Source organism: Arenimonas terrae (genome assembly GCF_006265115.1).
GTDB classification, from domain to species: Bacteria; Pseudomonadota; Gammaproteobacteria; order Xanthomonadales; family Xanthomonadaceae; genus Arenimonas; species Arenimonas terrae.
Window position 1 is genome coordinate 530,653 of record NZ_SMDR01000002.1, and the last position, 22,218, is coordinate 552,870.

Genomic DNA, 22,218 nt, shown 5'->3' on the forward strand with positions numbered 1-22,218 from the left:
GCGGGCTAACCCCGATTCTGGCGTCCGGGCGTTTCCATTCCTGCCCACCCCTTCCGGAGCCCCGCCATGAACCGCCTGATCGCCGCCCTGTCCGCCCTGCTGGTGCTGGCCGGCCTGCCCGGCTGCGCCAATGCCCAGACCCTGGTCGACCTGCAGGTGCTCGACCTGGACCGCTACGAAACCCTGCCCCGCCATCCGCACCGCGGCCGCGACTACATCGAGGGCCGGCCCGGCCACCGCTACGCCGTGGTGTTGCAGAACCTCACCGGCGAGCGCGTGCTGGCCGTGGTCTCGGTGGACGGCGTCAACGCCATCAGCGGCCAGACCGCGGGCAGCCAGCAGAGCGGCTACGTGCTCGAGCCCTGGCAACGTCTGGAGGTGCGCGGCTGGCGCAAGAACCTGTCCGAAATCGCCGAGTTCCATTTCACCTCGCTGGGCGACAGCTACGCGGCGCGGACCGGCCGCCCCGACAACGTCGGCGTGATCGGCGTGGCCGCGTTCCGCGAGCGGCGCCCGGTGCACGTGCCGCACTACTCGTCGCGCGACGACGGGTACGCGCCGCCGTATCCGGCCGCGCCCCCGGCACCCGTAGCCGAAGCCCAGTCCGCGCGCGGCGCCTCCAGCGCCGATGCCGCGGCGCCGGCCATGAAGTCCGAAGCCCGCGAATCCGGCCTGGCCGCGCGCCAGCAGCTGGGCACCGGCCACGGCGAGCGCCGCTGGGATGCCGCCAGCGTCACCCGTTTCGAACGCGAGAGTGCGCGCCCCAACCAGGTGCTGAGCGTGTTCTACGACTCCACCGAAGCCCTGGTCGCGCGCGGCGTGCTGCCCTGGCGCCGTCGGCACGGCTGGGATTCGCCGGAAGCCTTCCCGATCGGCTTCGCGCCGGATCCGTAACGCCGTACGCCGGAAAAGCGAAAGGCCGGGCGTCTCCGCCCGGCCTTCCGCACATCGGATCGCCTGGATCAGTTCTTGGCGTCGTCGGCCGCTTCCTCGAGCTCGCCGCCGGCCTTCTTCACGTCCTGGCCGAAGCCCTTGACGGTGTTGCAGCCGGACAGCGCGAACGCGGCCAGCAGGGCGATGAGGATCAGTCGGGTACGGGTCATGGCGAACTCCTTGAGTCGTGGGGACGGCACGAGTCTAACGCCCGGCCGACCCCTGTCAACGCAGCCCGGCCCGGGCTTCATCGCCACTTCACGCTGGCCGGAGACCGGCGCTCAATCGCGCATCAGCGTGGACTTGCCGAACAGGCTCTCGACCAGGTCCACGGCCAGCTGACCGGTGCGATTGTGCTCGTCGAAGGCCGGGTTGAGCTCGACGATGTCGATCGAACCCACCCGCCCCGTGTCGGCGATCATCTCCATCACCAGCTGCGCTTCGCGGTAGTTCGGGCCGCCGGGCACCGTGGTGCCGACGCCGGGCGCGATCGCCGGGTCGAGGAAGTCGACATCGAAGCTGACGTGCACGTGGGTGTCGGCGTCCACGCCTTCCAGCGCCTCCTCCATCGCCCGCTTCATGCCGATCTCGTCGATGTAGCGCATGTCGTAGATGTCGAGGCCGTACTCCTTGACCAGTCGCTTTTCGCCCTGGTCCACCGAGCGGATGCCGATCTGGCGGATGTCGGCGGGCTGGATCGCCGGTGCGCTGCCGCCCAGGTGGGTCAGCGGCTGCGGACCCAGGCCGCAGAGGCAGGCCACCGGCATGCCATGCACATTGCCCGAGGGCGTGACGTCGCTGGTGTTGAAGTCGGCGTGGGCGTCGAGCCAGAGGATGCGCAACTTCTTGCCGGCCTCGCGGCAGTGGCGCGCGACCGCGGTGATGCTGCCCACGCCCAGGCAATGGTCGCCGCCGAGCAGGATCGGCAGCCGGCCCTGGCGCAGCTGGCCGTACACGGCGTCCATCACGGCGCGGTTCCAGGCCACGACTTCGGCCAGGTGCCGGTAGCCCTCGGTCGGCGGCTGCCAGGGATTGACCGGGCCGACCAGGTTGCCCGCGTCGATCACCTGCAGGCCGCGCTCGCGCAGGGCCTCGGCCAGGCCGGCGACGCGCAGGGCCTCGGGGCCCATCGAGGCGCCGCGGTGGCCGGCACCGATGTCGGTCGGCGCACCGATCAGGGCGATGGTGGCGGCGCTCATCGGCGGGCCTCCCCGGCGGCGGGCGCGACGGACTGCGCGGGGCGGCCTTCGGCCGACCAGCGGTTCCAGCTGCCCTCGATCTGGCGTACCTCGAAACCTTCCTTCACCAGCAACGCCTCGGCGATGCCGGCGCGGCGGCCGCTCTTGCAGTAGACCAGCACCCATCGGTCGCGATCGAGCTCGGACAGGCGGCCCGCCAGCTCGTCGTGCGGGATCAGCACGGCGCCCGGCACGTGGCCGGCGTCGTATTCGGCCTGGCTGCGCACGTCCAGGATCAGGGGCGCGTCGGCACGGGCCGACAGCTCGGCGACCGCAGCCGGCGACACCGCCGGCTTGCCGGCCAGGGCCAGGCCCGGCAGGGCGATCGCGGCGGACAGGACGCAGCGGACAAGGACGGGGGCGTACGGGCGACGGCGCATGGCGCGTTCTCGATGCGGTGCGGGGGCGGACCCGAAGGATAAGCCCCGGGTCGCCGTCCCGCCAACCGCGCTCAATCGCGCGGGAACAGCGCCTCGATCTCCGACGCTGCCACCGGCCGGCCGAAGTGGTAACCCTGCAGCTCGTCGGCGCCGATCTCGCGCAGGAAGGACGCCTGCGCCTCGGTCTCGACGCCCTCGGCGGCGACCACCATGCGCAGCTGGTGGCCCATCGCGATGATGGTGCGGGCGATGGCCGCGTCGTCGGCGTTGTCGGGCAGGTCGCGGACGAAGCTGCGGTCGATCTTGAGCTTGTCCAGCGAGAACTGCTTGAGGTAGGCCAGGCTGGAATAGCCGGTGCCGAAATCGTCCAGCGACAGCGACACGCCCAGGGTCTTGAGTTCGGCCAGGCGCCCCTGCACGCGCTCGACGTTTTCCATCAGCGAACTTTCGGTCAGCTCGATCTCCAGCATGCCGGGCGGCACCGCATGCCGCGCCAGCGCGTCGCGCACCATGCCCACCATGTCGGGGCGCTGCAGCTGCTGGGCCGAGACGTTGACCGCGACCGTGAAGCCGCTGCGGCCCTGGTCGACCCAGGCGCGCAGCTGCCGGCAGGCCTCGTTCATCACCCAGCTGCCGACTTCGGGCATCAGGCCCAGGGCCTCGGCGATCGGGATGAAGCGGCCGGGCGGCACCGGACCCAGCTCCGGACTGTGCCAGCGCACCAACGCCTCGAAGCCCGTGATGCGGCGATCAGCCGCGCGCAGCTGGGGCTGGTAGTGCAGGCTCAACTCGTTGCGGGCGATGGCGTCGCGCAGGCGGGCGCCAAGCACCAGCCGGTCTTCCAGCTCCTGCATCTGGGCCGCGGAGAATTCGCAGGCCACGTCGCGGCCCTGGCGCTTGGAGCGGGTCATCGCCGCTTCGGCGCGGCGCAGCAGCTCCATGCCGCTCTCGCCGTGTTCGGGCGAACGGCTGATGCCTATGCTGGCGGTCAGGTAGAGGCGGTAGCCATCGCCTTCGATCGGCTTGGCCAGCGCCGTGCGTATGCTGTCGGCGAGTTCGGCGGCGCGCTTCGCGTCGGCGCCCGGCGCGATCGCCACGAACTCGTCGCCGGCGAAGCGCGCCAGGAAAGCGGGCCCACCCAGCACCGCGCTCAGTCGTTCGGCGGCGATGCGCAGCGCCTCGTCACCGATCAGGTGGCCCATGGATTCGTTGATGGCGTGGAAATGGTCGATGTCGATGTAGAACAGCGACACCACGGCGCCCTCGCGATCGAGCGCTAGGGCCAGCGCGGCCTCCAGGATCGGGAACCGGGGTAGGCCAGTGACGGCGTCGTGGTTGGCGGCGAAGGCCAGCTCGGCCTCGACCTGGCGGCGTTCGGTCAGGTCGTTGAGCACGCCCACGTAGTGGGTCACGCGCCCCCGGTCATCGCGCACCGGCGACACGAACAGGTGGTTCCAGAACAGGCTGCCGTCCTTGCGCTGGTTGCTCAGGATGACGTTGCAGTCGGTCTGCTGGCGCAGCGCCTCGCGCAGCACGTCCAGCTCCGGCTGCGCGCGCAGCGGGCCCTGCAGGAAACGGCAGTTCCGGCCCACCACTTCCTGCGCCGAATAACCGGTCATGCTCTCGAAAGCGGGGTTGACGTAGATCAGCGGCAGGTCCGGTGCATTGGCGTCGGTGATCGCCACGCCGTTGATGCTCGACTCCACCGCGCGCTCGAGCAGCTGCAGGCGTTCGCGCGCCTCGCGCTCGGCGGTGACGTCCTTGGCGATGACCATCCGGCACTCGCGCCCGTCGAGCACCAGGTTGTGGCTTGATATCTCCACCCACAGCCGGCTTCCGTCCTTGCGGATGTGCGGCCAGATCCCGGCCGGCCCGGTGGCGCCCTCGCGACCGGCCATGAAGTCCTTGAGCCGTTCGCCCTCCTGCGGCTCGCGGATGTCGAATACCGACATCGACAGCAGCTCGTCGCGCGAGTAGCCGTAGTTTGCCACCATCGCGTCGTTGACCGCGACGAAGCGCATCGTCTCGCGGTCGTAGGCCCAGGTCGGGTAGGGGCTGAGCCGGAACAGCTGCTGGTAGCGCTGCTTGCTGTCCTCGACTTCGGCGATCTGGCGGCCGCGCTCGGCGGCGTAGCGCAGCGACCGGGCCAGCTTCTCGGCGTCGATCGCGCCCTTGACCAGGTAGTCGGACGCCCCTGCCGCCAGGGCCTCGCGGTCCACGTCGGGATTGCCCTGGCCGGTTAGCATGATCACCGGCCGGTGCCGACCGCCCTCGGCCACCGCCTGCCGCACCAGCTCCATGCCGTTGTCCGGGCCCAGCTGGTAGTCGACCATGTACACGTCGTGCCGGTCGGCGCGCAGCGCCTCGATGCCCTCGCGCAGCGTGCCCACCCACGCCAGTTCGAACCGCTCCTGCGCATGGTCCGCCAGCAGGTCGCGCAGGATCAGGAAATCCTCTTCGTCGTCGTCCACCACCAGGACACGCAGCGGCGCCTTGCTCACTCGCGCCCCCTGCCCGGCTCGGCCGGAAGGTCGACGATCTGCAGCCAGTACCGGCCCAGCGCCTGCACCACGTCGATCAGCGCGCCGAAGCTGACCGGCTTGGTGATGAAGGAGTTGGCGCCGTCGCGGTAGCTGGCGCTGACGTCCTCTTCGGCCTTCGAGGTGGTCAGGATCACCACCGGGATCTGGCGCAGCTCCGGATCGGCCTTGAGTTCGCGCAGGGCCTCGCGGCCATCCTTGCGGGGCATGTTGAGGTCGAGCAGGATCAGGCCGGGCATCGGGTAGCGGGCCTCGTCGGCATAGGCGCCCCGCCGGTGCAGGTAGTCCATCAGTTCCTCGCCATCGGCGACGAAATGCAGCGGGTTGCCCAGCCGGCACTCGGCGAAGGCCTCCCGGGTCATCAGGCGATCGTCGGGATCGTCCTCGGCCATCAGGATGGTGATCGGCTGGCGGGGCGTGGTCATGGCGCGCAGCGGATTCCCGGGGCCGGCACGGACGGATGTGGGACGGTGGCCTGGTTCATTCGGACTCCGTTCTGGTTCCCGGGGGCTGCATCGGCCCGACCGGCACGGTCACTTCCGCAGGCTGCTGTTCGGGCATCCTGAGAAGGAACGTCGCGCCCTCGCCCTGGCGGCCTTCCGCCTGGATCGTACCGCGATGACGCTCGATGATGCGCCGGACGATGGCCAGCCCGATGCCCGTGCCCTCGTAGTCCTGGCGGCCGTGAAGGCGCTGGAAGGGGCCGAAGATGCGCTCGGCGTACCGGGGCTCGAAGCCGATGCCATTGTCGGCGAACGCCAGCTCCCAGCCGGGAGCGTCGCCGATCCGCACCGGCGTCGCGTCGATCCGGATCCGCGGCGCGCGGTCGGGGGCACGGAACTTCAGGGCGTTGGCGATCAGGTTCTGGAACACCTGGCGCAGCTGGGTGGGGTCGCCCTCGACGGTCGGCAGCGGACCGGCCTCGACCTGGCCGCCGCTCGATTCCAGCCGCGCCTCCAGGTCCTCGAGCACGGCCGCCAGCACCGACCCCAGGTCGACCCGCACGAAGGGCTTGCCGCGGGCGACCCGCGAATAGGCCAGCAGATCGTCGATCAGCACCTGCATTCGCGCCGCCGCCTGGCCGGTGCGGTCGAGGTAGTCGCGGGCCTCCGGCGCCAGCGCGGCGGCGTGGCGCTGCTGCAGCCGGTCGGAGAAGGCGCGGATCTTGCGCAGCGGCTCCTGCAGGTCGTGCGAGGCGATGAAGGCGAAATCCTGCAGCTCGCGGTTGCGGCTGTTGAGGTCGGCCAGGGTCTGGTCGAGCGCGGCCTCGGCCTTGCGGCGCTCGGTGATGTCGCGGCCCACCCCGTACACCAGGCCGTCCGGCCCCGGCACCGACACCCAGTCGAGCCAGCGCACGCTGCCGTCGCGGCAGACGTAGCGGTTCTGGAAATTGCGCGGCACGCCGACGCGCGCGGCCAGGCTGTCGGAACGGGAACGCGCCGCCGGCCGGTCGTCCCGATGGATGAATTCGAGGAACTCGCGGCCGCACAGCTCTTCGGCGCTGTAGCCGGTGATCTGGCTGAACACCGGGTTGACCTGGATCCAGCGCCGCGCCCCTGGGTCGAAGACCACGAACACCTCGGCCGACATCTCGAAGAACCGGTCGCGCACCCGCAGCTTCTCGATCAGCCGCGCGCGCTCGATGGCGATCGAGGCCATCTGGGCGAACTGCACGGCCACCTGCTCGTCGTCCTCGTTGAATTCGCCGCGGCGCTTGTCGCTCAGCTGCAGCACGCCCAGGCTGGCGCCATCGCTGCCGATCAGCGGTACCGCCAGCCAGCCGCGCATCGGCGGGTGGTCCGCGGCGTGCTTGCCGAAGCCGCGCCAGCGCGGATGCGCCTCCAGCTCGGCCTGGGTCATCCGGATCGGCTTGCCCGTCTCGGCGACCAGCGCGTAGATGCCGCTGCCGTCGATCGGCACGTCGTAGTCGCGCCAGCGCGCGTATTTCTCCGACAGCGAGATGGCGTTGATCATCTGCGCCGTCCCCTGGCCGGTCTCGACGCTGACCACGGCCTGGTGTGCGCCAAGCGTGTCGCGCAGCTGGTCGACGAGCTGCTGGTACAGACCGGCCTCGGCAAGGTCGCGGTTCATCGCGGCCGCCGCCTGGCTCAGGCGCCGCAGCTGGGCGCTGCTGGCCTCGGCGGCGTCGAGCGCATCGGCCAGTTCGCGCTGGTGCTTGCGCAGCAGGCTGATGTCCTGGGCAATGCCGAACACGCCGGTGACGCGGCCGTCCACCACCATGGGCAGGTTGGTCACCCGCATGTCCATGCGCGCGCCGCCGAGCGTGACGACAGTGAGCTCGTAAGTCCGCGCCTCGCCGCGCGCCGCGGCCTCGAAGTGGGCGCGCACCGTTTCAACCTGCTCGGGCGCGATCAGCTCGTCGAAGCGGTGGCCCAGCACCTGCTGCGGCGGGCGCTCGAGCCGCGCGAGGAAATGCTGGTTGAGCTGGGTGAACCGGCCTTCCAGGTCGGTCGAATACACCACGTCCGGGTGCTCGTCGAAAAGCGACCGGAACCGCTGCTCGCTCAGCCTCAGCTGGCGGTAGGCGTTTTCCTGCTCGATCGCCATCGCCGCCATCGCCGCCATCGAGTCGATGGTCACCAGTTCGGGCGGCGACGGCTCGCGCGCCTCGCGATAGTAGGTGGCGAAAGTCGCCAGCACGCGGCCGTCCGCCGACTTTACCGGCGTGGACCAGCAGGCCTTGAGGCCATGCTCCAGCGCCAGCGGGGCATAGTCCTTCCAGAGCGGGTCGGTGGCGATGTCCGCCACCACCACCCGCTCGCCGCGCGTCGCGGCGGTGCCGCAGGACCCGACGCCTTCGCCAATGGCCAGTCCGTGCAGGGCCAGGCTGTAGGTATCGGGGAGGCTTGGGGCGGCGCCGTGCAACACGTGTTCGCCGGGCTCGTCCAGCAGCAGCACGCTGCACAGTGCGCCCGGATATTGCGCCTCGTAGAGCCGGCAGATGTCGGCCAGGCTCTCCGGCAGCGGCCGGCGGGCGGCGATGCCGGTCAGCACCGCGCGCTGGCCCGCCTCGAGGCGTTCGACCCGCTTGGCGTCGGTGATGTCGCGCAGGAAGCCGACGTAGACCGGCGGCGAGCTGTCGCCCAGCGTGGTGATGGTCAGTTCCACCGGGAAGCGGCTGCCGTCGGCGCGCATCGCCTCCATCTCCAGGCGCCGGCCGAGCACCCGGGCCTGGCCGCCGGCGGCGTGGCGCCTGAGCCCCGCGGCGTGGGCGGCGCGATGTTCGGGCGGCAGGATCCGGTCGGCCAGCTTCGTCCCGAGCACGTCCTCCCGGCGGAAGCCGAAGGTACGCTCGGCCGCCGGATTGAACTCCAGGATATCGCCCTCGGCGCTCATGGTGACGATGCAGTCGAAGGCGCTTTCGACCGTCGTGCGCATGCGCAGTTCGCTCTCGCGAAGCCGGTCCTCCTGGCGCCTGCGCTCGGTGACGTCGTGCATGGCGACCACGGCGCCGAGCTTGCGCCCGGCCTCGTCGAAGATGGGCTCGCCGCTGCACAGAACACGCGTCGCCGGCATGCCGCGCGGCGCGATCACCATCTCCTGGTCGCGAATCGTCTCGCCCTGCAGGGCGCGCATCAGAGGGATCTCGGACGTGTCCAGCGGCGTGCGGCCATCCGGTCCGAACAGGTCGTAGTGTTCGGACCACCGGTCGGCCGGGATGGGTTGGTGCGGAAGCCCGTGGAACTCGCGGGTGGCGCGGTTGAACAGCGTGAGGCGGCCCTCGGCGTCGCAGGCGACGATGCCGTCCGACAGGCTCTCGAGCATGGCGCGCAGGAACTCCTGCTCCTTGCGCAGCGCCTCGCGCGCCTGGACCCGCTCGGTGACATCCTGCACGGTGCCCGACAGCAGCCAGGGCGCGCCCTGGTCGTTGCGCAGCAGGCGCGCCCGTTCGTGCACGTGGCCGATGGCGCCGCCGGGCAGCACGATGCGGTGCTGGATGTCGAGCTCGGCCTCGCCCCTGAGCGCCGTCGACTGCGCGGCCTGCAGCGCCGGCAGGTCGTCCGGATGCACGCGTGCCGCGAAGGCCTCGGCGTTGCCGGCGAACTCCCCCGGCTCGACCTGGAAGATGCGGTACACCTGCTCCGACCAGCGCAGCTGTCCGGTGGCCAGCTCCAGCTCCCAGGCGCCCATTCGGGCGATGTCCTGCGCGCGCTGCAGGCTGTCGTTGGCGCGCTGCAGCGCCTGCGACTGCCGCTCGATGTCGGTCACGTCGCGGGCGACCGAAAAACCCAGCCGCTCGTGCGACGACCACACCGACGACCACTGGATGGTCATCACCCGGCCATCCTTGTGGATATAGCGGTTCCGGAAATCCGTGGTCGGCTTTCCGGCCAGCACTTCGGCATTGGCGCGCAGCGTTTCGCCGCGGTCGTCCGGGTGCACCAGGTCGAGGAAGGGTCGGCCCAGCAGCTCGCGCGGCGCATAACCCCAGGCCTGTTCGCTGGCGGCGCTGACCTGGACGAAGCGGCCATTGCCGTCGATCACGCAGATCACGTCCAGCGAGTTGTCCATCACCAGCCGGTTCATCACCAGCGACTGCTCGAGCCGGGCGGTGAGCTCGCGCAGCGCGCTTTCGTTGCGCCGCTGCTGGGTGATGTCCTGCAGCGCGCCGGCGGCGACCGCCGGGCGGCCCTGGTCGTCGCGCACCAGGGTGCCGAGCTCGCGCACGATGCGGATCTCGCCGTCCGGGCGCTGCACCCGGTATTCGATGTCGATGTCGCCCTCGCCGCCGTGCAGGCGGCGCTGCGCGTCCTGCAGCGCGGCGCGGTCGTCGAAGTGGACCCGCTCGATCAGGGCGGGCAGGCCGCGCGCCAGCTTGTCGGCGCCGACGCCGAAGATGCGCAGCACCTCGTCGGACCAGTTCAGCTCGCCCGTGCGCAGGTCGTATTCCCAGCTGCCCAGCCGGGCCAGGCGCTGGGCGCGCGCCGAGGTCGCCTGGGCCTTGAGCAGGGCGATGTCGCCGCTCTTGCGCTCGGTGATGTCCTGGAAATAAACCGCGATGCCGCCGGGGTGCGGGAACACGCGCACCGTGAACCAGCTCGACAGCGGCGGGAAATAGGTTTCGAAGACGACGGTGCGACGTTCGCGGGCCGCGTCGCGGAAGTTGGTTTCGATCTCGGTGCCGCGCGCCTCGGGGAACTCGTCCCAGACGCTGCGCCCGGTCAGGCTGCCGCGTTCGCGCTGCATCAGCTGCTCGGCGCGCGGGTTCACCAGCACGAAGCACCAGTCCCGGTCGAGCACGTAAAGCGCGTCGCTGATGCTTTCGAACACAGAGCCCAGCTCGCGCTCGGCCGCTTCGCGCGCCTCGTGTTCGCGCTCGCTTTCGGCGACCTGGGCGGCCAGCGCGCGGCGGGCGTGCTCGGCCTGCTCGGCGCGCTCCCGCGAGCGCGCCCACAGCCGCAGCGCCAGCGCCAGCAGCAGGCCCACCAGCAGCCCGGCCGCCAGCAGCAGCTCGTCCAGCCAGCTGCCGGCGGCCGCCTTGCCGTCGCGCCAGATTTCGATGCGCACCTGCTGGCCCTGGTTGTCCAGCGAGCGCTCCAGCGCCGGCGCGACGCCGTCGGGCACGCCGCGCGACACGATCTCGCGGCCGCCCTGGCTCACGCGCAGCGGCAGGTCCATGTCCACGTCCGCGAGCGCGACCGGAAACAGCTTCTCGTAGTCGATCGCCGCGACCAGGTAGGTCGGCCCGGGACCCGGGCCGGCCGCGCGGCGCAGCACCAGCAGTTCGCCGTTGCGGCCGCCGAGCAGCCGCGAACCGGCGGCCGCCGGCTCGGCCGCGCCGTCGGCCAGGCGTTCGGGGTCCACGTCCAGCACGGCACCCACGGGCGGGATCTCCGCGCCCTCGTTGGCGGCCGCGTGCCGGACGACGCGGTCGGGCCCGGCCCAGACCAGGGTCAGCAGGCTCGGGTATTGCTGCAGGTAGATGCCGGATTCGAGCGCGAACTGGCGCGACAGTTCGGCCTGGTCGCGCGTATGCGCCAGGCGCCGTGACATGCGGTCCATGGCCGCGGCGCGGGCGACGATGGCGGCGCGCAGCGCCGCTTCGACGGTGTGGCCGCGTTCCTGCACGACGGCGTCGGCCAGGCGCGCTTCCTGGCGCTCCATGGCGAGCCAGCCGGTGATCGAGACCGCGGCCACCACGCCGAACGCCGCCGCGGGCAACCAGGCGCTGCGGTGCAGGCGGCCGTCGGGGGATCCCGGATCGGGCGTGGCGGTGACCATGGCCTGGCGACGCAGCCCTCCCGTGAGCCAGTCGCTATAGAACCGCAATTCCCGCCCCGGCGCCATCGGGCAGACCGCGCCGTGCTTCACAGTCCTGGTGCCGACACCCGGATTCGAACTGGGGACCTACCGCTTACAAGGCGGTTGCTCTACCAACTGAGCTATGCCGGCATCGGCGGCGATTCTAGCCGCGAAGACGGCTCAGGTGCAGTCGACCGGGCGTTCCTCGAGCTCGGTGCGGCCCGGCAGCAGGGCGCGCCAGTCGAAGCCGCGCTCCGCCGCGAGGTCGATCCACCACTGCGCGGCGTCTTCGGTACGCGGCTCGAGCACGGCCTGGAAGCCCTGCGCCATCAGTTCGTCGCGGCGCTTCTCGGCATTGCCCAGGTCGCGGAACAGGCCCAGCGAGACGGTGTTCTCCTGCGCGCCAGCGGTGACCACGTAGTAGTCGCGCACGCCGCGCGCGGCGAGCTGGCGCGCGGTGGCCAGCGCGGCCTCGCGGCTGCCGGCGGCCGGCAGGTAAACGCGGTAGCCGCGCAGTTCGGTCGCGGGCACTTCGCGGAACTGGATGCGGCCCACGTGCGGCGTCATCGCGTTCATCGCCGCGCGCAGGTCGGCCGGCGTCGCGAACGGGCCCAGGCTCAGGCAGACCGGCGCGTCCGCCACCGGCACCGGCACCGCGCCGACTTCGGCGTCGTCGGGTGCGGGCGGCGCTTCGGCCTCGCCCAGCAGCACCAGGCTGCCGGTGCCGGCTTCGACCGCGGGCGGCGGCGGCGGTGCCGGGTCACGGCGCAGCGACCACCACAGGCCGACGCCGAGATTGAGGCAGACCAACAGCACCACCAGGCTACGCAGGATCATGGAGTCTCACTTGTGGAATGCGCCGCGTAGACCGCCAGGCCTTCGAGCACCAGCGACGGCGCCAGCTCGACCTCGAGCTCCAGGCCCTCGGCCAGGCGCGTGGCGCCGCCGCCGCTGAGCAGCAGCCGCGGCGCGCGGCCGAGCAGGCGCGTGGCCTGCCGGTGGGAGCGTTCGACCAGGCCGAGCGCGGCGCCCAGGCTGCCGCCGGCGAGCGCGTCGGCGGTGTCGGCGGCGAAGTCGCTGGCTTCGCCGCCGGCATAGGCCAGCGCGGGGAAGCGCGCCGCGAGTGCGGCGCGCATGTGTTCGGGGCTGGGCGCGATGACGCCGCCGCGGTGCTGGCCGGCGCCGTCGAGCAGGTCCACCGTCAGCGCGCTGCCGGCGGAGACGATCAGCCAGGGGCCGTCGCCGCGCGCGTGCGCCGCCAGCAGCGCCAGGAAACGATCCACGCCCAGGCGCGCCGGTTCGGCGTAGGCGATGCGCACGCCCGCACATTCGGGCCGGGTGCGCGCGCGGATGGCCGGATGGCTGCGGCTGGCGATCGCTTCGGCCACGCCCGCCGTCAGTTCGGAGCCGGCCACCGAGGCCAGCCAGCAGCGGTCGCCGGCGCCGATGCCGGCCAGCCAGCGCTGCATCGAGGGCGCGAAGTCGGCGGCACCGTGCGCCCAGGCCTGCACTTCGCCCAGTCCCGTGTCGGGCCGCCAGGCCGCGACCTTCAGGCGCGAATTGCCGAGGTCCAGGAGCCAGATCATGCGGCGCGCAGACTGGCTTCGCCGGCGTGGAAATGCCGGAGCTCGCCGCCTTCGGACGGCTCCAGGCGCAGCGCGCCGTCGGCGGCGATGCCGGCGGCCACGCCCTCGTGCACGCGGCCACCTTCGACCAGGCGCACGGCGCGGCCGCGCAGCAGGTCGTGGCGGTTCCAGGCGGCGACAAAGGGCGCCAGGCCCTCGCGTTCGAAGCGCGCCAGCATCGGCAGCAGCGCGTCGAGCAGGGCCACGCACACCGCGTGGCGCGAGGGCGGTCTCGCCGACAGCGCGGCGAGGTCGCACCAGGGCTGGTCGATGTCCTGCGCCGCCGACGGCGGCATCGCCACATTCAGGCCCAGCCCGACCACGACGCGCATCGGCCCGGCGGCATCGCCGCCGACTTCGACCAGGATGCCGCCGAGCTTGCGGCCGTCGGCCAGCAGGTCGTTCGGCCACTTCAGCCCGACCTGCGGATAACCGGCCGCGTGCAGCGCCTCGGCGGCTGCGACTCCCACCGCCAGGCTCAGGCCCTGCAGCGCGGCGATACCGCCGTCGAAGCGGCGCGACAGGCTGAGGTAAACGTGCGCGGCCAGCGGCGACGTCCAGCCGCGGCCGCGGCGGCCGCGGCCGGCGGTCTGGCGTTCGGCGAACCAGGCGCGGGTGCCGTGCGCGGGCGCGGGCTCGCGCAGCGCCACGGCATTGGTGGAATCGGTTTCGAACAGCAGCTCGAGTCCGGCCAGCTCGGTGCGCGCGGCCGGCGACAGCGCCGCCGCGATCGCTTCGCCATCGAGCAGTTCCAGCGGCCGCGCCAGCGCATACCCCCGGCCCGGCTGGGCGTCCACTTCAACCCCGGCCGCGCGCAGCGATTCGATCCGCTTCCACACCGCGCTGCGGGTGAGGCCGAGCTCGCGCGCCAGTTCGGCGCCGGACGCCGGACCGCGGCAGAGCCTGGCCAGCAGCGCGCGGTCGCTCATGCGGTGCCCCGGCGCAGGCGCCGCCACAGCCGCACGCGCTCGAAGCGGCTTTCGGTGCCGGCCCGCAGCCGCGCGACATTGCTGCGGTGGGTGAACAGGATGAACAGCGCGAAGACCAGGGCGAAGCCCAGCCGCAGCGGCGCGGCGCCGTCCAGCAGCGCCAGCGGCACCAGACTGGCGGCCGCCAGGATCGTCGACAGGCCGACATAGCCCCAGATCGTCAGCACCAGCGCCCAGACGCCGATCAGCACCAGCACCGCCACCGGCCACAGCATCAGCAACGCACCGACCAGGGTGCCCGCGCCCTTGCCGCCGCGGAACCCGTGGAAAACCGGCCAGACATGGCCGAGCACCGCGGCGGCGGCGGCGGCCCAGGGCAGCCAGGCCAGGTCGCCGCCGTAGCGCTGCGCCAGGCCCACCGCCAGCGCGCCCTTGCCGACATCGACCAGCACCGTGCCGAGCGCGAACTTCCAGCCCTGGGTGCGCAGCGCATTGGTGCCGCCGGCGTTGCCGCTGCCGTGCTGGCGGATGTCGACGCCACGCAGCCGCCCCAGCAGCAGGCTGCCGGACAGCGAGCCGAGCAGGTAGGCGAGGACGATGAGGAGCGCCGCGGTCATGCCGGCATTATGGGCCGTCCCCGCACGCCCGTCAGTCCGCGGGCTGCAGCGACACCACGAGGGTGCCGGGGCCGGCATGCGCGCCCACCGCCGGCCCGGTTTCCACCAGCCAGCTGTCGGCGAGATCCAGGCGCGCGCGCAGCGCCGCCAGCAGCGTTTCGCCGTCGGCCAGCGCATCGCAGTGGCCGACCATCAGGCGCCAGCGCGCGCCGCGGTCCACGCGCTTGGCGACATAGGCCGCGAACCGCTCCGGCACCCGCGACTTGCCGACCAGGCCGCCGGCCACGCCGAGCTTGCCGTCCGCCTTCACCTTGGCGATCGGCGTGAAGCCCAGCCATTCCACCACCGGCTTGGCCCAGGCCGGGATGCGGCCGCCGCGTACGGCGTGGCTGATGTCGCGCGCCGCCGCCCAGGTCGGCGTCAGCGGCTTGAGCCGCGCCAGCTCGGCGAGGATTTCGGGCGCACCGGCGCCAGCCAGCGCCATTTCGCCGGCGCGGATCGCCAGCAGGCCCTCGCCGCAGGAGGCGTTGCCGGTGTCGAAGATGTGGGTGCGTGCGCCGTGGCCGCGCTGCGCGGCGGTTTCCGCCGACTGCAGCGTGCCCGACACCGAACGCGACAGCCCGACATAAACCAGTTCGCGGTGGTGCGAGAGCAGGAATTCGAACTGCCGGCGGAAATCGCCCGGCGGCGGCTGGCTGGTGCGCGGCAGCACCAGTTCGGTGCGCAGCTTGCGGTAGAACTCGGCGGTGCTCAGGCCGACCTTGTCCAGGTAGTCCTGGTCGCCGAAGTTCACCCGCGCCGGCACCATGTGGATGTTCAGGCGCTGCTGCACGTCCTCGGGCAGGTCGGCGGCGCTGTCGGTGATCACCGCCACGCCGACCGCGCCGGCGGCGGTGCGCGCCTGCGCGTGCATGTCGTCGGCCTTGCTGCCTTCGACGCGTCCGAAGCGCGCCGCGGTCTCGAACATCTTCCGCGGGTCGGCAACGTGCGCATGCAGCCGCAGCCGCGTGCCGCTGCCGGCGATGACCACGCAGGACGCGCCGAGTTCGCCGACCGCCGCGCGCAGGCCGGCGCGGTCCAGGCCTTCGCCCACGACCAGGCACTCGCTGCACCAGCGGTGCTCGGGATCGGCGTCGCCCAGTTCGCCGTGCGCTTCGGCGGCTTCGACGTCGGCGGGCAGCTCGTCGGCGACGCCGACCGCATCGACGGCACCGGAATCGATGAATTCGCCGATGCCCTCGAGCAGGTCGACAAAACCCTGCGCGCCGGCATCGACCACGCCGGCCTTCGCCAGCACCGGCAGCTGGTTGGGCGTGTTCGCCAGCGCGCGGCGGCTGTGCTCGAGCCCGCGCCGGAACCACTCGCCGAGGTCGCCACTGCCGCCGCGCTGCTCCAGCGCGTCGGCGAAGGCGGCGATGACGCTCAGGATGGTGCCCTCGCGCGGTTCCGACAGCGCCAGGCGCGCGGACTCGGCGCCGGCCCGCACCGCTCGCGCCAATGCTTCGGGCTCGAGCGCGCGCACCGGGCCGACGGCCTCGGCCACGCCGGTGAGGAACTGCGCCAGGATCGCGCCGGAATTGCCGCGCGCACCGTCCACGGCGTCTTCGCCGACCCTGCGCAGCAGGTCGCCCGCGCCCTGGGTGCGGCAGCTCAAGGCTCCGGCGAGCACGCCGCCGAGGGTGAAGGCGAGGTTGCTGCCGGTGTCGCCATCCGGCACCGGGAAGACGTTGATCTTGTTGAGCGTCTCGCGCTGGGCGATCACCCGGCGGGCGCCGGCGATCAGTGCCCGGCGCAGGGCGGGGCCCCGGATCAGCGGACGCGGCAGTTCGAGGAAGGCGGCATTCATGGGCTGCCGGAGTCTGCCGCAAGCGCCGCTCGCGGCGCCATGCTGCAACGCCGCAAGCCCGGCCCGGGCGAGCCTCCGGGAACCGGTATAGAATCCGGCTGCAACCTTTGGGCGCCCGCCGGCATCCCAATGGGCACTCCCGATCGCAGGTGACGACCATGATCCGCCCGCTGCTCGTTCTCAGCCTTTCCCTGCTCGCCGCGAATGCGCTCGCCGCCGAGGCCGTCGAGGCCGATCCCGAGACTTCCGGCTGCCCCAAGACCGAAGCCGCCGCCGGCAAGGAACCCACCACCGACGGCAAGGCGCCGCCGGCCCGTCCGGGCACCACCGCTCCCGTCCGCCCGCGCACCGGCACCGTGCGCGGCACTCCGCGCTGGCACAGCCTGCTGCCGGGCATGTTCCGCTAAGCCGCTTGCCTGACGGCCGCACCGCCCGCACCCTGCGGGCATGAGATCGCTGTTCCGCCGCTTCCGTTCCCCGCCGCCGGCGCTCGCGCCGGCCGATGTCGCGTCCCTGCACGCCGCCCTGCCCTGGCTGGACCGGCTGGCGCCGGAGCGGCGCGATCGCCTGTTCGACCTGTGCGCGCGCTTCCTCGCCGGCAAGACCATCACGCCGCTGCATGGCCTGGTGCTGGATCCGGCCCAGCGCCTGCGCCTGGCCGCGCTCGCCTGCCTGCCGCTGCTGGAGTTCGGCGCCGAAGGCCTGCGCGGCTGGTCCCAGGTGGTGGTGTATCCGGGCGCCTTCCGCGCGCACCGCCGCCACCACGACGAGGACACCGGCGTGGTCGCCGAGTGGGAGGAGGACCTGGCCGGCGAATCCTGGGAAGACGGCCCGCTGGTGCTGAGCTGGGACGACATCGAAGCCGACCTGGCCGAACCGGAAGCCGGTTTCCTGCTGGTGGCGCACGAGATGGCGCACAAGCTCGACGCGCTCGACGGCGCGATGGACGGCACGCCGCCCCTCCCCGCCGACTGGCAGCGCGAATGGGCTGGCGATTTCCAGTCGGCCTACGAAGATTTCTGCGCGCGCGTGGACGCCGGCGAGGATCTGCCGATCGACCCCTATGCCGCCGAAGCGCCCGAGGAATTCTTCGCCGTCACCAGTGAATACCATTTCTCCGCGCCGGCCCTGCTGGCGCGCGAGATGCCGGCGGTGGCCGCGCACCTGCGCCGCCTCTACGGCGATTCGCCGATTCCGGCCGCCTAGACCGCGGGCGGGAAACGCACGGCGAAGCGGGCGCCGCCCAGCTCGGCCGACCGTTCGACCTTCAGCTCGCCGCGATAGGCGGCGACGATGTCCTGCACGATCGACAGGCCGATGCCGTGGCCCTGCACGCGCTCGTCGCCGCGCACGCCGCGCTGCAGCAGGCGCTCGACCTGTTCGGGCGGGATGCCCGGGCCGTCGTCCTCGACCACGAAGGCGACGCCGGCACGGCGGTTGGCCGGCCCCGGTTCGGCCTTCACGCTCAGCAGCACGCGTTTGCCGGCCCACTTGAAGGCGTTCTCCAGCAGGTTGCCCAGCAGCTCCTGCAGGTCGCCCAGCTCGCCGTGGAAACGCGCGCTGGCGTCGATCTCGAACTCGCACAGCACGCCCTTGCCGGCGTAGACCTTCTCCAGCCCGGCGACGATCTCTTCGGCGCGCGGCTCGATCTCGATCGGCGCCGCGTACAGCGCGTGGCCGCTGCGGGCGGCACGCGACAGCTGGTAGGACACGATCTCGTTCATGCGCTGCACCTGCGCGGCGACGTCGGCGCGCAGTTCGTCGAAGCTGGCGTCGCTGTCGAGCCGCGAGCGCAGCACGGCCAGCGGCGTCTTGAGGCTGTGCGCCAGGTCCGAAAGCGTGTTGCGGCTGCGCTCGAGGTGGCTGCGCTCGCTTTCGATCAGGCTGTTGATGCTGTCGGTGACCGACTCCAGCTCGCGCGGATGCCAGCCCGACAGGCGCTGGCTCTGGCCCTTGCGCACACGCGCCAGCTCGCGCTCGACGTTGCCCAACGGCAGCAGGCTCCAGCGCAGCACCAGCATCTGCACCAGCACCAGCAGCAGCGCCGCCAGGCCCAGATAGCCCCACAGCGCGCGCCGGAACACGTTCACCTGGTCCTGGATCTGGGCCGCGTCCTCGTAGACGCTGAAGGTGAGGCGGAAGTCGCCGGCCGATTCCCAGATCACGCCGATCGAATAGGCGTAGACGCTGTTCTCCATGCCGCGCGCGTCGATGATGCGCAGCGGCCCGTCGAAGCGCCGCTCACCCGGCCCCAGGAAGGCCACCGGCGGCAGCGAACGACCGAGCGAGGATGCCGACTCCCAGCGCAGCCCTTCGCCGCGCACGCTGGCGTACAGGCCGCTGCCCGGGATCATGAAACGCATGTCCGGCGGGGTTTCGGGCGAGATGAAGGCGCGGCCGCGGTCGAGTTCCGAGCCGGAGAGGTAGCCGTTGGCCAGATCGGCCAGGCGTTCGCGCAGGGCGTTCTGCGCGGTTTCGACGAAGGCGCGGTCGAGCGCGTAGCCGGTGAAACCGAGGAAGGCGACCAGCGCGAGGCTGGCCGCCAGCAGCTGCCTGGCCTGCAGCGAGAGGGTGCGCCAGCCGCGCATGGCGGCTTATTCGTCGCGCGGGATGGCGAAGCGGTAGCCGCGGCCCCGCACGGTCTCGATCGGCTTGATCTCGCCCTCGGGGTCGAGCTTCTTGCGCAGGCGGCCGATGAACACCTCGAGCACGTTGGAGTCGCGGTCGAAGTCCTGCTGGTAGATGTGCTCGGTCAGGTCGGCCTTGGACACCAGTTCGCCGGCGTGCAGCATCAGGTATTCGAGCACCTTGTACTCGTAGCTGGTCAGGTCGACGCCGCTGCCGTTGACGGTGACCGTCTGGGCCGAGAGGTCGAGCTTGACCGGGCCGCAGTCGAGCGTGGGCTTGCTCCAGCCGGCGGCGCGGCGCAGCAGGGCGTTGAGGCGGGCCAGCAGCTCTTCGACGTGGAAGGGCTTGACCAGGTAGTCGTCGGCACCCGACTTCAGGCCCTCGACCTTGTCCTGCCAGCTCGAACGCGCGGTCAGGATCAGGATCGGGAATTTCTGGCCTTCGGCGCGCAGCGCCTTCACCAGATCCATGCCCGACATCTTGGGCAGGCCCAGGTCGATCACGGCGATGTCGAACGGCACTTCGCGGCCGTGGTACAGGCCTTCTTCGCCGTCACCGGCGGTGTCCACGGCAAAACCCTCGCGCTTGAGGCGGGCGGCCAGGGTTTCACGCAGCGGAGCTTCATCCTCGACCAGCAGTACGCGCATGTCGTCTCCTTTCGACAGGGGGCCGGCCCGGGGGCCGGGTGATCAGTTGCCGCCAGGATCGTCGCCCTGGCGGGCGGCACGTCGCTGGCGGGCGCGTTCTTCGCGGTCGCGCGCCAGTTCGGCGCTGCCCACCGGGCGGGCGCCGGTGGCGCGCAGGCGGTCGCGGGGGGGAGCCAGCTCGCGGCGCGGCCGGTCCTGAAGGTCGCCCTGGATCACGCGCACGCGGCCTTCCGGGGTGAGCACCTTCAGGCGGTAGACCTCTTCGCCGCCGCGCTGCATCGGCTGGGCCTGCAGCACGCGGCCGCCGTCGCGTTCGACCTGGCGCACGCGGTCGCCGGCATCCTCACGCTGACCGCCCCGCTGCTGGGCATTCGCCTGCACGGGCACGACCACCGCGAGGGCGGCGAGCAGCAGCAAGGGGCGCAGGGCGTTCAGCATCGTCGGGATACTAGCTCCGTGGGGGGCAGGCCGGCTAGGCCGGGGGTAGCGGGGCGAAGTCTGGGCGGCAGGCGGTGAATCCGATCTGAACCCTAACAGCTTCAATCACTTGGACGCGAGCGGGTTCAGGCCTCAGTAGATTTCGGCCACGCAGCAGCGCAGCGAGCCCCCGGCCTTCTCGATCTCGTCCAGCGGCACGGCCACCGTTTCGAAGCCTGCGCGCGCCAGGATCGCCCGCTGCCCGGCCTCGAGGGCCGCAGCCCCGGCCTGGCTGACGAACACCCGGTCGGGCGAGACGGCGATGCAGTTGCCGGCGAACGCGGCCTTCTGCGCCGGCGTCAGGGTGACCACATGCGGCGCATGCAGGGCCGCGATCGCCGCCGGCACGGCCGGGTCGGCGAAACCGGACGGGCAGATCACCAGGGCGCGGCCGGCCAGGACGCTCATCACCACATTGGTGTGGTACTCGCCGGCGGCCAGGTCGAACACCAGGGTCGCGCGCAGGCCGAAGGCGGCGTGCATGGCCGCGGCGCCGGCTTCGTCGCAGCGCTCGCTGAGGCCGGCATACCCCAGGCCCCGGGCGCGGTCGATGATCAGGGCGCCGGTGAGCTCGGCGATGCCGGGCTGGCGGCGCAGGTCGGTTTCCGCATAGCCCATCGCGGCGAAGAAGCCGCGGATGTCGGCGCGTTCGGCCTCGCGCTGGCGCACCGGGTGGCGCATGTGGCCCAGGACCAGACGCCCCGGCGCCGTGGCGAAGACGTTGTTCGGGAACAGCCCGTCGGGCGCCGCCGGATCGCCGGGAAAGGCGATCGCCGGAACCGCCTGCGCCAGCTGCCGCTGCAGCTCGCGGTGCTGGGCCAGCGCGCGCGCCGGATCCACCGCCACGCCCAGGTCCATGTAGGCGTTGTCGCTGGCCGACTGTTCGGCCAGCGCGAAACCCTCCGGCGTGACCAGGAAGACGGCCTTGGCACAGGCCGGGCCGGCGTCGGCCGCCAGGCCGCGGGCGAAATGCAGGAACGCCTCGGTATCGCGGGTGATCACGCGGCGTCCTCGCGGCGTTCGGTGACGGCGAGCGCGCGCTCGAGCAGGTCCCAGCCGGCGTCGGCGCGCGGCGCGCCCTCGCTCAGCACCTGCCGGTAGGCGCGACCGCCGGGCTGGCCATGGAACAGGCCCAGCAGGTGGCGGGTGAGGTGTTTGACGGCGATGCCGCGGCCACGGCAATCCTCGACGTAGGGCCGCAGCGCGCGCAGCAGCTCGGCGCGCGGACGCGGCGCCTGCTCCGGCGCGAACATCGCGCGGTCCATCAGGTGCAGGCGGTAGGGTTCGTGATAGGCGGCACGGCCGATCATCACGCCGTCGAGGGTGGCGAGCTGGGCCACCGCGTCCTCGACCGTGGCCAGGCCGCCGTTGATCAGCACGCGCAGGTCCGGGCGCTCGCGCTTGAGCTGGTGCACCCAGTCGTAACGCAGCGGCGGGATCTCGCGGTTTTCCTTCGGGCTCAGGCCCTGCAGCCAGGCCTTGCGCGCGTGCACGACGAACAGCCCGCAACCGGCGCTGGCGACGGTGTCGATGAACCGGCGGAAGACGCCGTAGTCCTCCATCTCGTCCACGCCCAGCCGGCACTTCACCGTCACCGGCACCGACGCCGCCGCGGCCATCGTGGCGACGCAGTCGGCGACCAGGGACGGTTCCTTCATCAGGCAGGCGCCGAAGCGCCCCGCCTGCACGCGGTCGCTGGGGCAGCCGACGTTGAGGTTGACCTCGTCGTAGCCCCAGTCGGCGCCGATGCGCGTGGCCTGCGCCAGGTGCGCGGGATCGCTGCCGCCCAGCTGCAGCGCGACCGGATGTTCGACCGGATCGAAACCGAGCAGGCGCTCGCGGTCGCCGTGGATCACGGCCTGGGCGTGCACCATCTCGGTGTACAGGCGCGCGTTCGGCGCCAGCAGGCGGTGGAAGACCCGGCAGTGCCGGTCGGTCCAGTCCATCATCGGCGCCACGGTCAGGCGGGTGGCAGGGGCGGGAGGCAGGGCGATCATGGCGACAGTCTACCGGGCGGCCCCGCCGTTCCGCGGCAGTTGCCGCTGGCGCGGCGCGCTGTCTATATTCAACCCAGCCCGCGCACAGACGCGGCCA

19 protein-coding genes and 1 tRNA gene are annotated in these 22,218 nt (G+C 72.1%); 3 read left to right on the forward strand and 17 right to left on the reverse strand.

Translation table 11 applies throughout. From position 1 onward, the window contains the following. Nucleotides 1–66: 66 nt before the first annotated feature. Nucleotides 67–894, forward strand: a complete 828-nt coding sequence (locus E1B00_RS11180; protein WP_139448741.1) for a hypothetical protein — start codon at nt 67–69, stop codon at nt 892–894. A gap of 68 nt (nt 895–962) precedes the next feature. Here E1B00_RS11180 and E1B00_RS11185 read toward each other — a convergent pair whose 3' ends face one another. The 12 genes from E1B00_RS11185 to E1B00_RS11235 all read right to left on the reverse strand — a co-directional run bounded on the left by E1B00_RS11185 (nt 963) and on the right by E1B00_RS11235 (nt 16,372). After that, nucleotides 963–1,103, reverse strand: a complete 141-nt coding sequence (locus tag E1B00_RS11185; RefSeq protein ID WP_139448743.1) for an entericidin A/B family lipoprotein — start codon at nt 1,101–1,103, stop codon at nt 963–965. Between the two features lie 111 nt (nt 1,104–1,214). Beyond that, the gene (gene rocF, locus E1B00_RS11190; RefSeq protein ID WP_139448745.1) at nt 1,215–2,132 is read right to left on the reverse strand and encodes an arginase; all 918 of its coding nucleotides are present in this window, start codon (nt 2,130–2,132) and stop codon (nt 1,215–1,217) included. After that, entirely contained in the window at nt 2,129–2,551 is a 423-nt protein-coding gene (locus tag E1B00_RS11195; RefSeq protein WP_139448747.1) for a rhodanese-like domain-containing protein, read from the reverse strand. The genes rocF and E1B00_RS11195 overlap by 4 nt, the downstream gene beginning before the upstream one ends. Before the next feature lie 71 nt (nt 2,552–2,622). Beyond that, complete coding sequence (locus E1B00_RS11200) at nt 2,623–5,052, reverse strand: EAL domain-containing protein (protein WP_176693213.1); 2,430 nt, start codon at nt 5,050–5,052, stop codon at nt 2,623–2,625. Next, complete coding sequence (locus E1B00_RS15650; RefSeq protein ID WP_176693214.1) at nt 5,049–5,516, reverse strand: response regulator; 468 nt, start codon at nt 5,514–5,516, stop codon at nt 5,049–5,051. The genes E1B00_RS11200 and E1B00_RS15650 overlap by 4 nt, the downstream gene beginning before the upstream one ends. A 55-nt stretch (nt 5,517–5,571) precedes the next feature. Next, nucleotides 5,572–11,334, reverse strand: a complete 5,763-nt coding sequence (locus E1B00_RS11205) for a PAS domain S-box protein (RefSeq protein WP_220396274.1) — start codon at nt 11,332–11,334, stop codon at nt 5,572–5,574. 95 nt (nt 11,335–11,429) lie between these two features. Then, nucleotides 11,430–11,505: transfer RNA gene (locus tag E1B00_RS11210), tRNA-Thr, on the reverse strand. 30 nt (nt 11,506–11,535) lie between these two features. Further along, a complete protein-coding gene (locus tag E1B00_RS11215; RefSeq protein ID WP_139448753.1) occupies nt 11,536–12,192 on the reverse strand; it encodes an SPOR domain-containing protein in 657 nt (218 codons plus the stop codon). Further along, entirely contained in the window at nt 12,189–12,941 is a 753-nt protein-coding gene (locus E1B00_RS11220) for a type III pantothenate kinase (protein ID WP_139448755.1), read from the reverse strand. Before E1B00_RS11220 ends, E1B00_RS11215 begins: the two co-directional genes overlap by 4 nt. Next, nucleotides 12,938–13,909, reverse strand: a complete 972-nt coding sequence (gene birA / locus E1B00_RS11225; RefSeq protein WP_139448757.1) for a bifunctional biotin--[acetyl-CoA-carboxylase] ligase/biotin operon repressor BirA — start codon at nt 13,907–13,909, stop codon at nt 12,938–12,940. The genes E1B00_RS11220 and birA overlap by 4 nt, the downstream gene beginning before the upstream one ends. Continuing rightward, entirely contained in the window at nt 13,906–14,526 is a 621-nt protein-coding gene (gene plsY, locus E1B00_RS11230) for a glycerol-3-phosphate 1-O-acyltransferase PlsY (RefSeq protein WP_176693215.1), read from the reverse strand. Before plsY ends, birA begins: the two co-directional genes overlap by 4 nt. A 31-nt stretch (nt 14,527–14,557) precedes the next feature. Continuing rightward, the gene (locus E1B00_RS11235; protein ID WP_139448761.1) at nt 14,558–16,372 is read right to left on the reverse strand and encodes a DegV family protein; all 1,815 of its coding nucleotides are present in this window, start codon (nt 16,370–16,372) and stop codon (nt 14,558–14,560) included. A gap of 158 nt (nt 16,373–16,530) precedes the next feature. Here E1B00_RS11235 and E1B00_RS11240 point away from each other — a divergent pair, with 158 nt between their 5' ends. Both E1B00_RS11240 and E1B00_RS11245 read left to right on the forward strand, forming a co-directional pair. Next, nucleotides 16,531–16,779, forward strand: a complete 249-nt coding sequence (locus tag E1B00_RS11240) for a hypothetical protein (RefSeq protein ID WP_139448763.1) — start codon at nt 16,531–16,533, stop codon at nt 16,777–16,779. Nucleotides 16,780–16,828: 49 nt separating this feature from the next. Then, nucleotides 16,829–17,578 carry a M90 family metallopeptidase gene (locus tag E1B00_RS11245; protein ID WP_425456504.1) on the forward strand — a complete coding sequence of 250 codons (750 nt, stop codon included), beginning with the start codon at nt 16,829–16,831 and terminating at the stop codon, nt 17,576–17,578. Here E1B00_RS11245 and E1B00_RS11250 read toward each other — a convergent pair. From E1B00_RS11250 to dusA, 5 genes are all read right to left on the reverse strand, one after another. Then, entirely contained in the window at nt 17,575–18,960 is a 1,386-nt protein-coding gene (locus tag E1B00_RS11250; RefSeq protein WP_139448767.1) for an ATP-binding protein, read from the reverse strand. The two genes, E1B00_RS11245 and E1B00_RS11250, sit on opposite strands and share 4 nt — an antisense overlap. Before the next feature lie 6 nt (nt 18,961–18,966). Then, on the reverse strand, nt 18,967–19,647 hold the full coding sequence (locus tag E1B00_RS11255) for a response regulator transcription factor (protein WP_139448769.1): 681 nt from the start codon (nt 19,645–19,647) through the stop codon (nt 18,967–18,969). A gap of 42 nt (nt 19,648–19,689) precedes the next feature. Next, nucleotides 19,690–20,085 carry a hypothetical protein gene (locus E1B00_RS11260; RefSeq protein ID WP_139448771.1) on the reverse strand — a complete coding sequence of 132 codons (396 nt, stop codon included), beginning with the start codon at nt 20,083–20,085 and terminating at the stop codon, nt 19,690–19,692. 132 nt (nt 20,086–20,217) lie between these two features. After that, nucleotides 20,218–21,126, reverse strand: coding sequence for an arginine deiminase-related protein (locus E1B00_RS11265; RefSeq protein WP_139448773.1), 909 nt, complete (start codon nt 21,124–21,126; stop codon nt 20,218–20,220). After that, a complete protein-coding gene (dusA, locus tag E1B00_RS11270; RefSeq protein WP_139448775.1) occupies nt 21,123–22,121 on the reverse strand; it encodes a tRNA dihydrouridine(20/20a) synthase DusA in 999 nt (332 codons plus the stop codon). The genes E1B00_RS11265 and dusA overlap by 4 nt, the downstream gene beginning before the upstream one ends. Nucleotides 22,122–22,218: the final 97 nt, after the last annotated feature.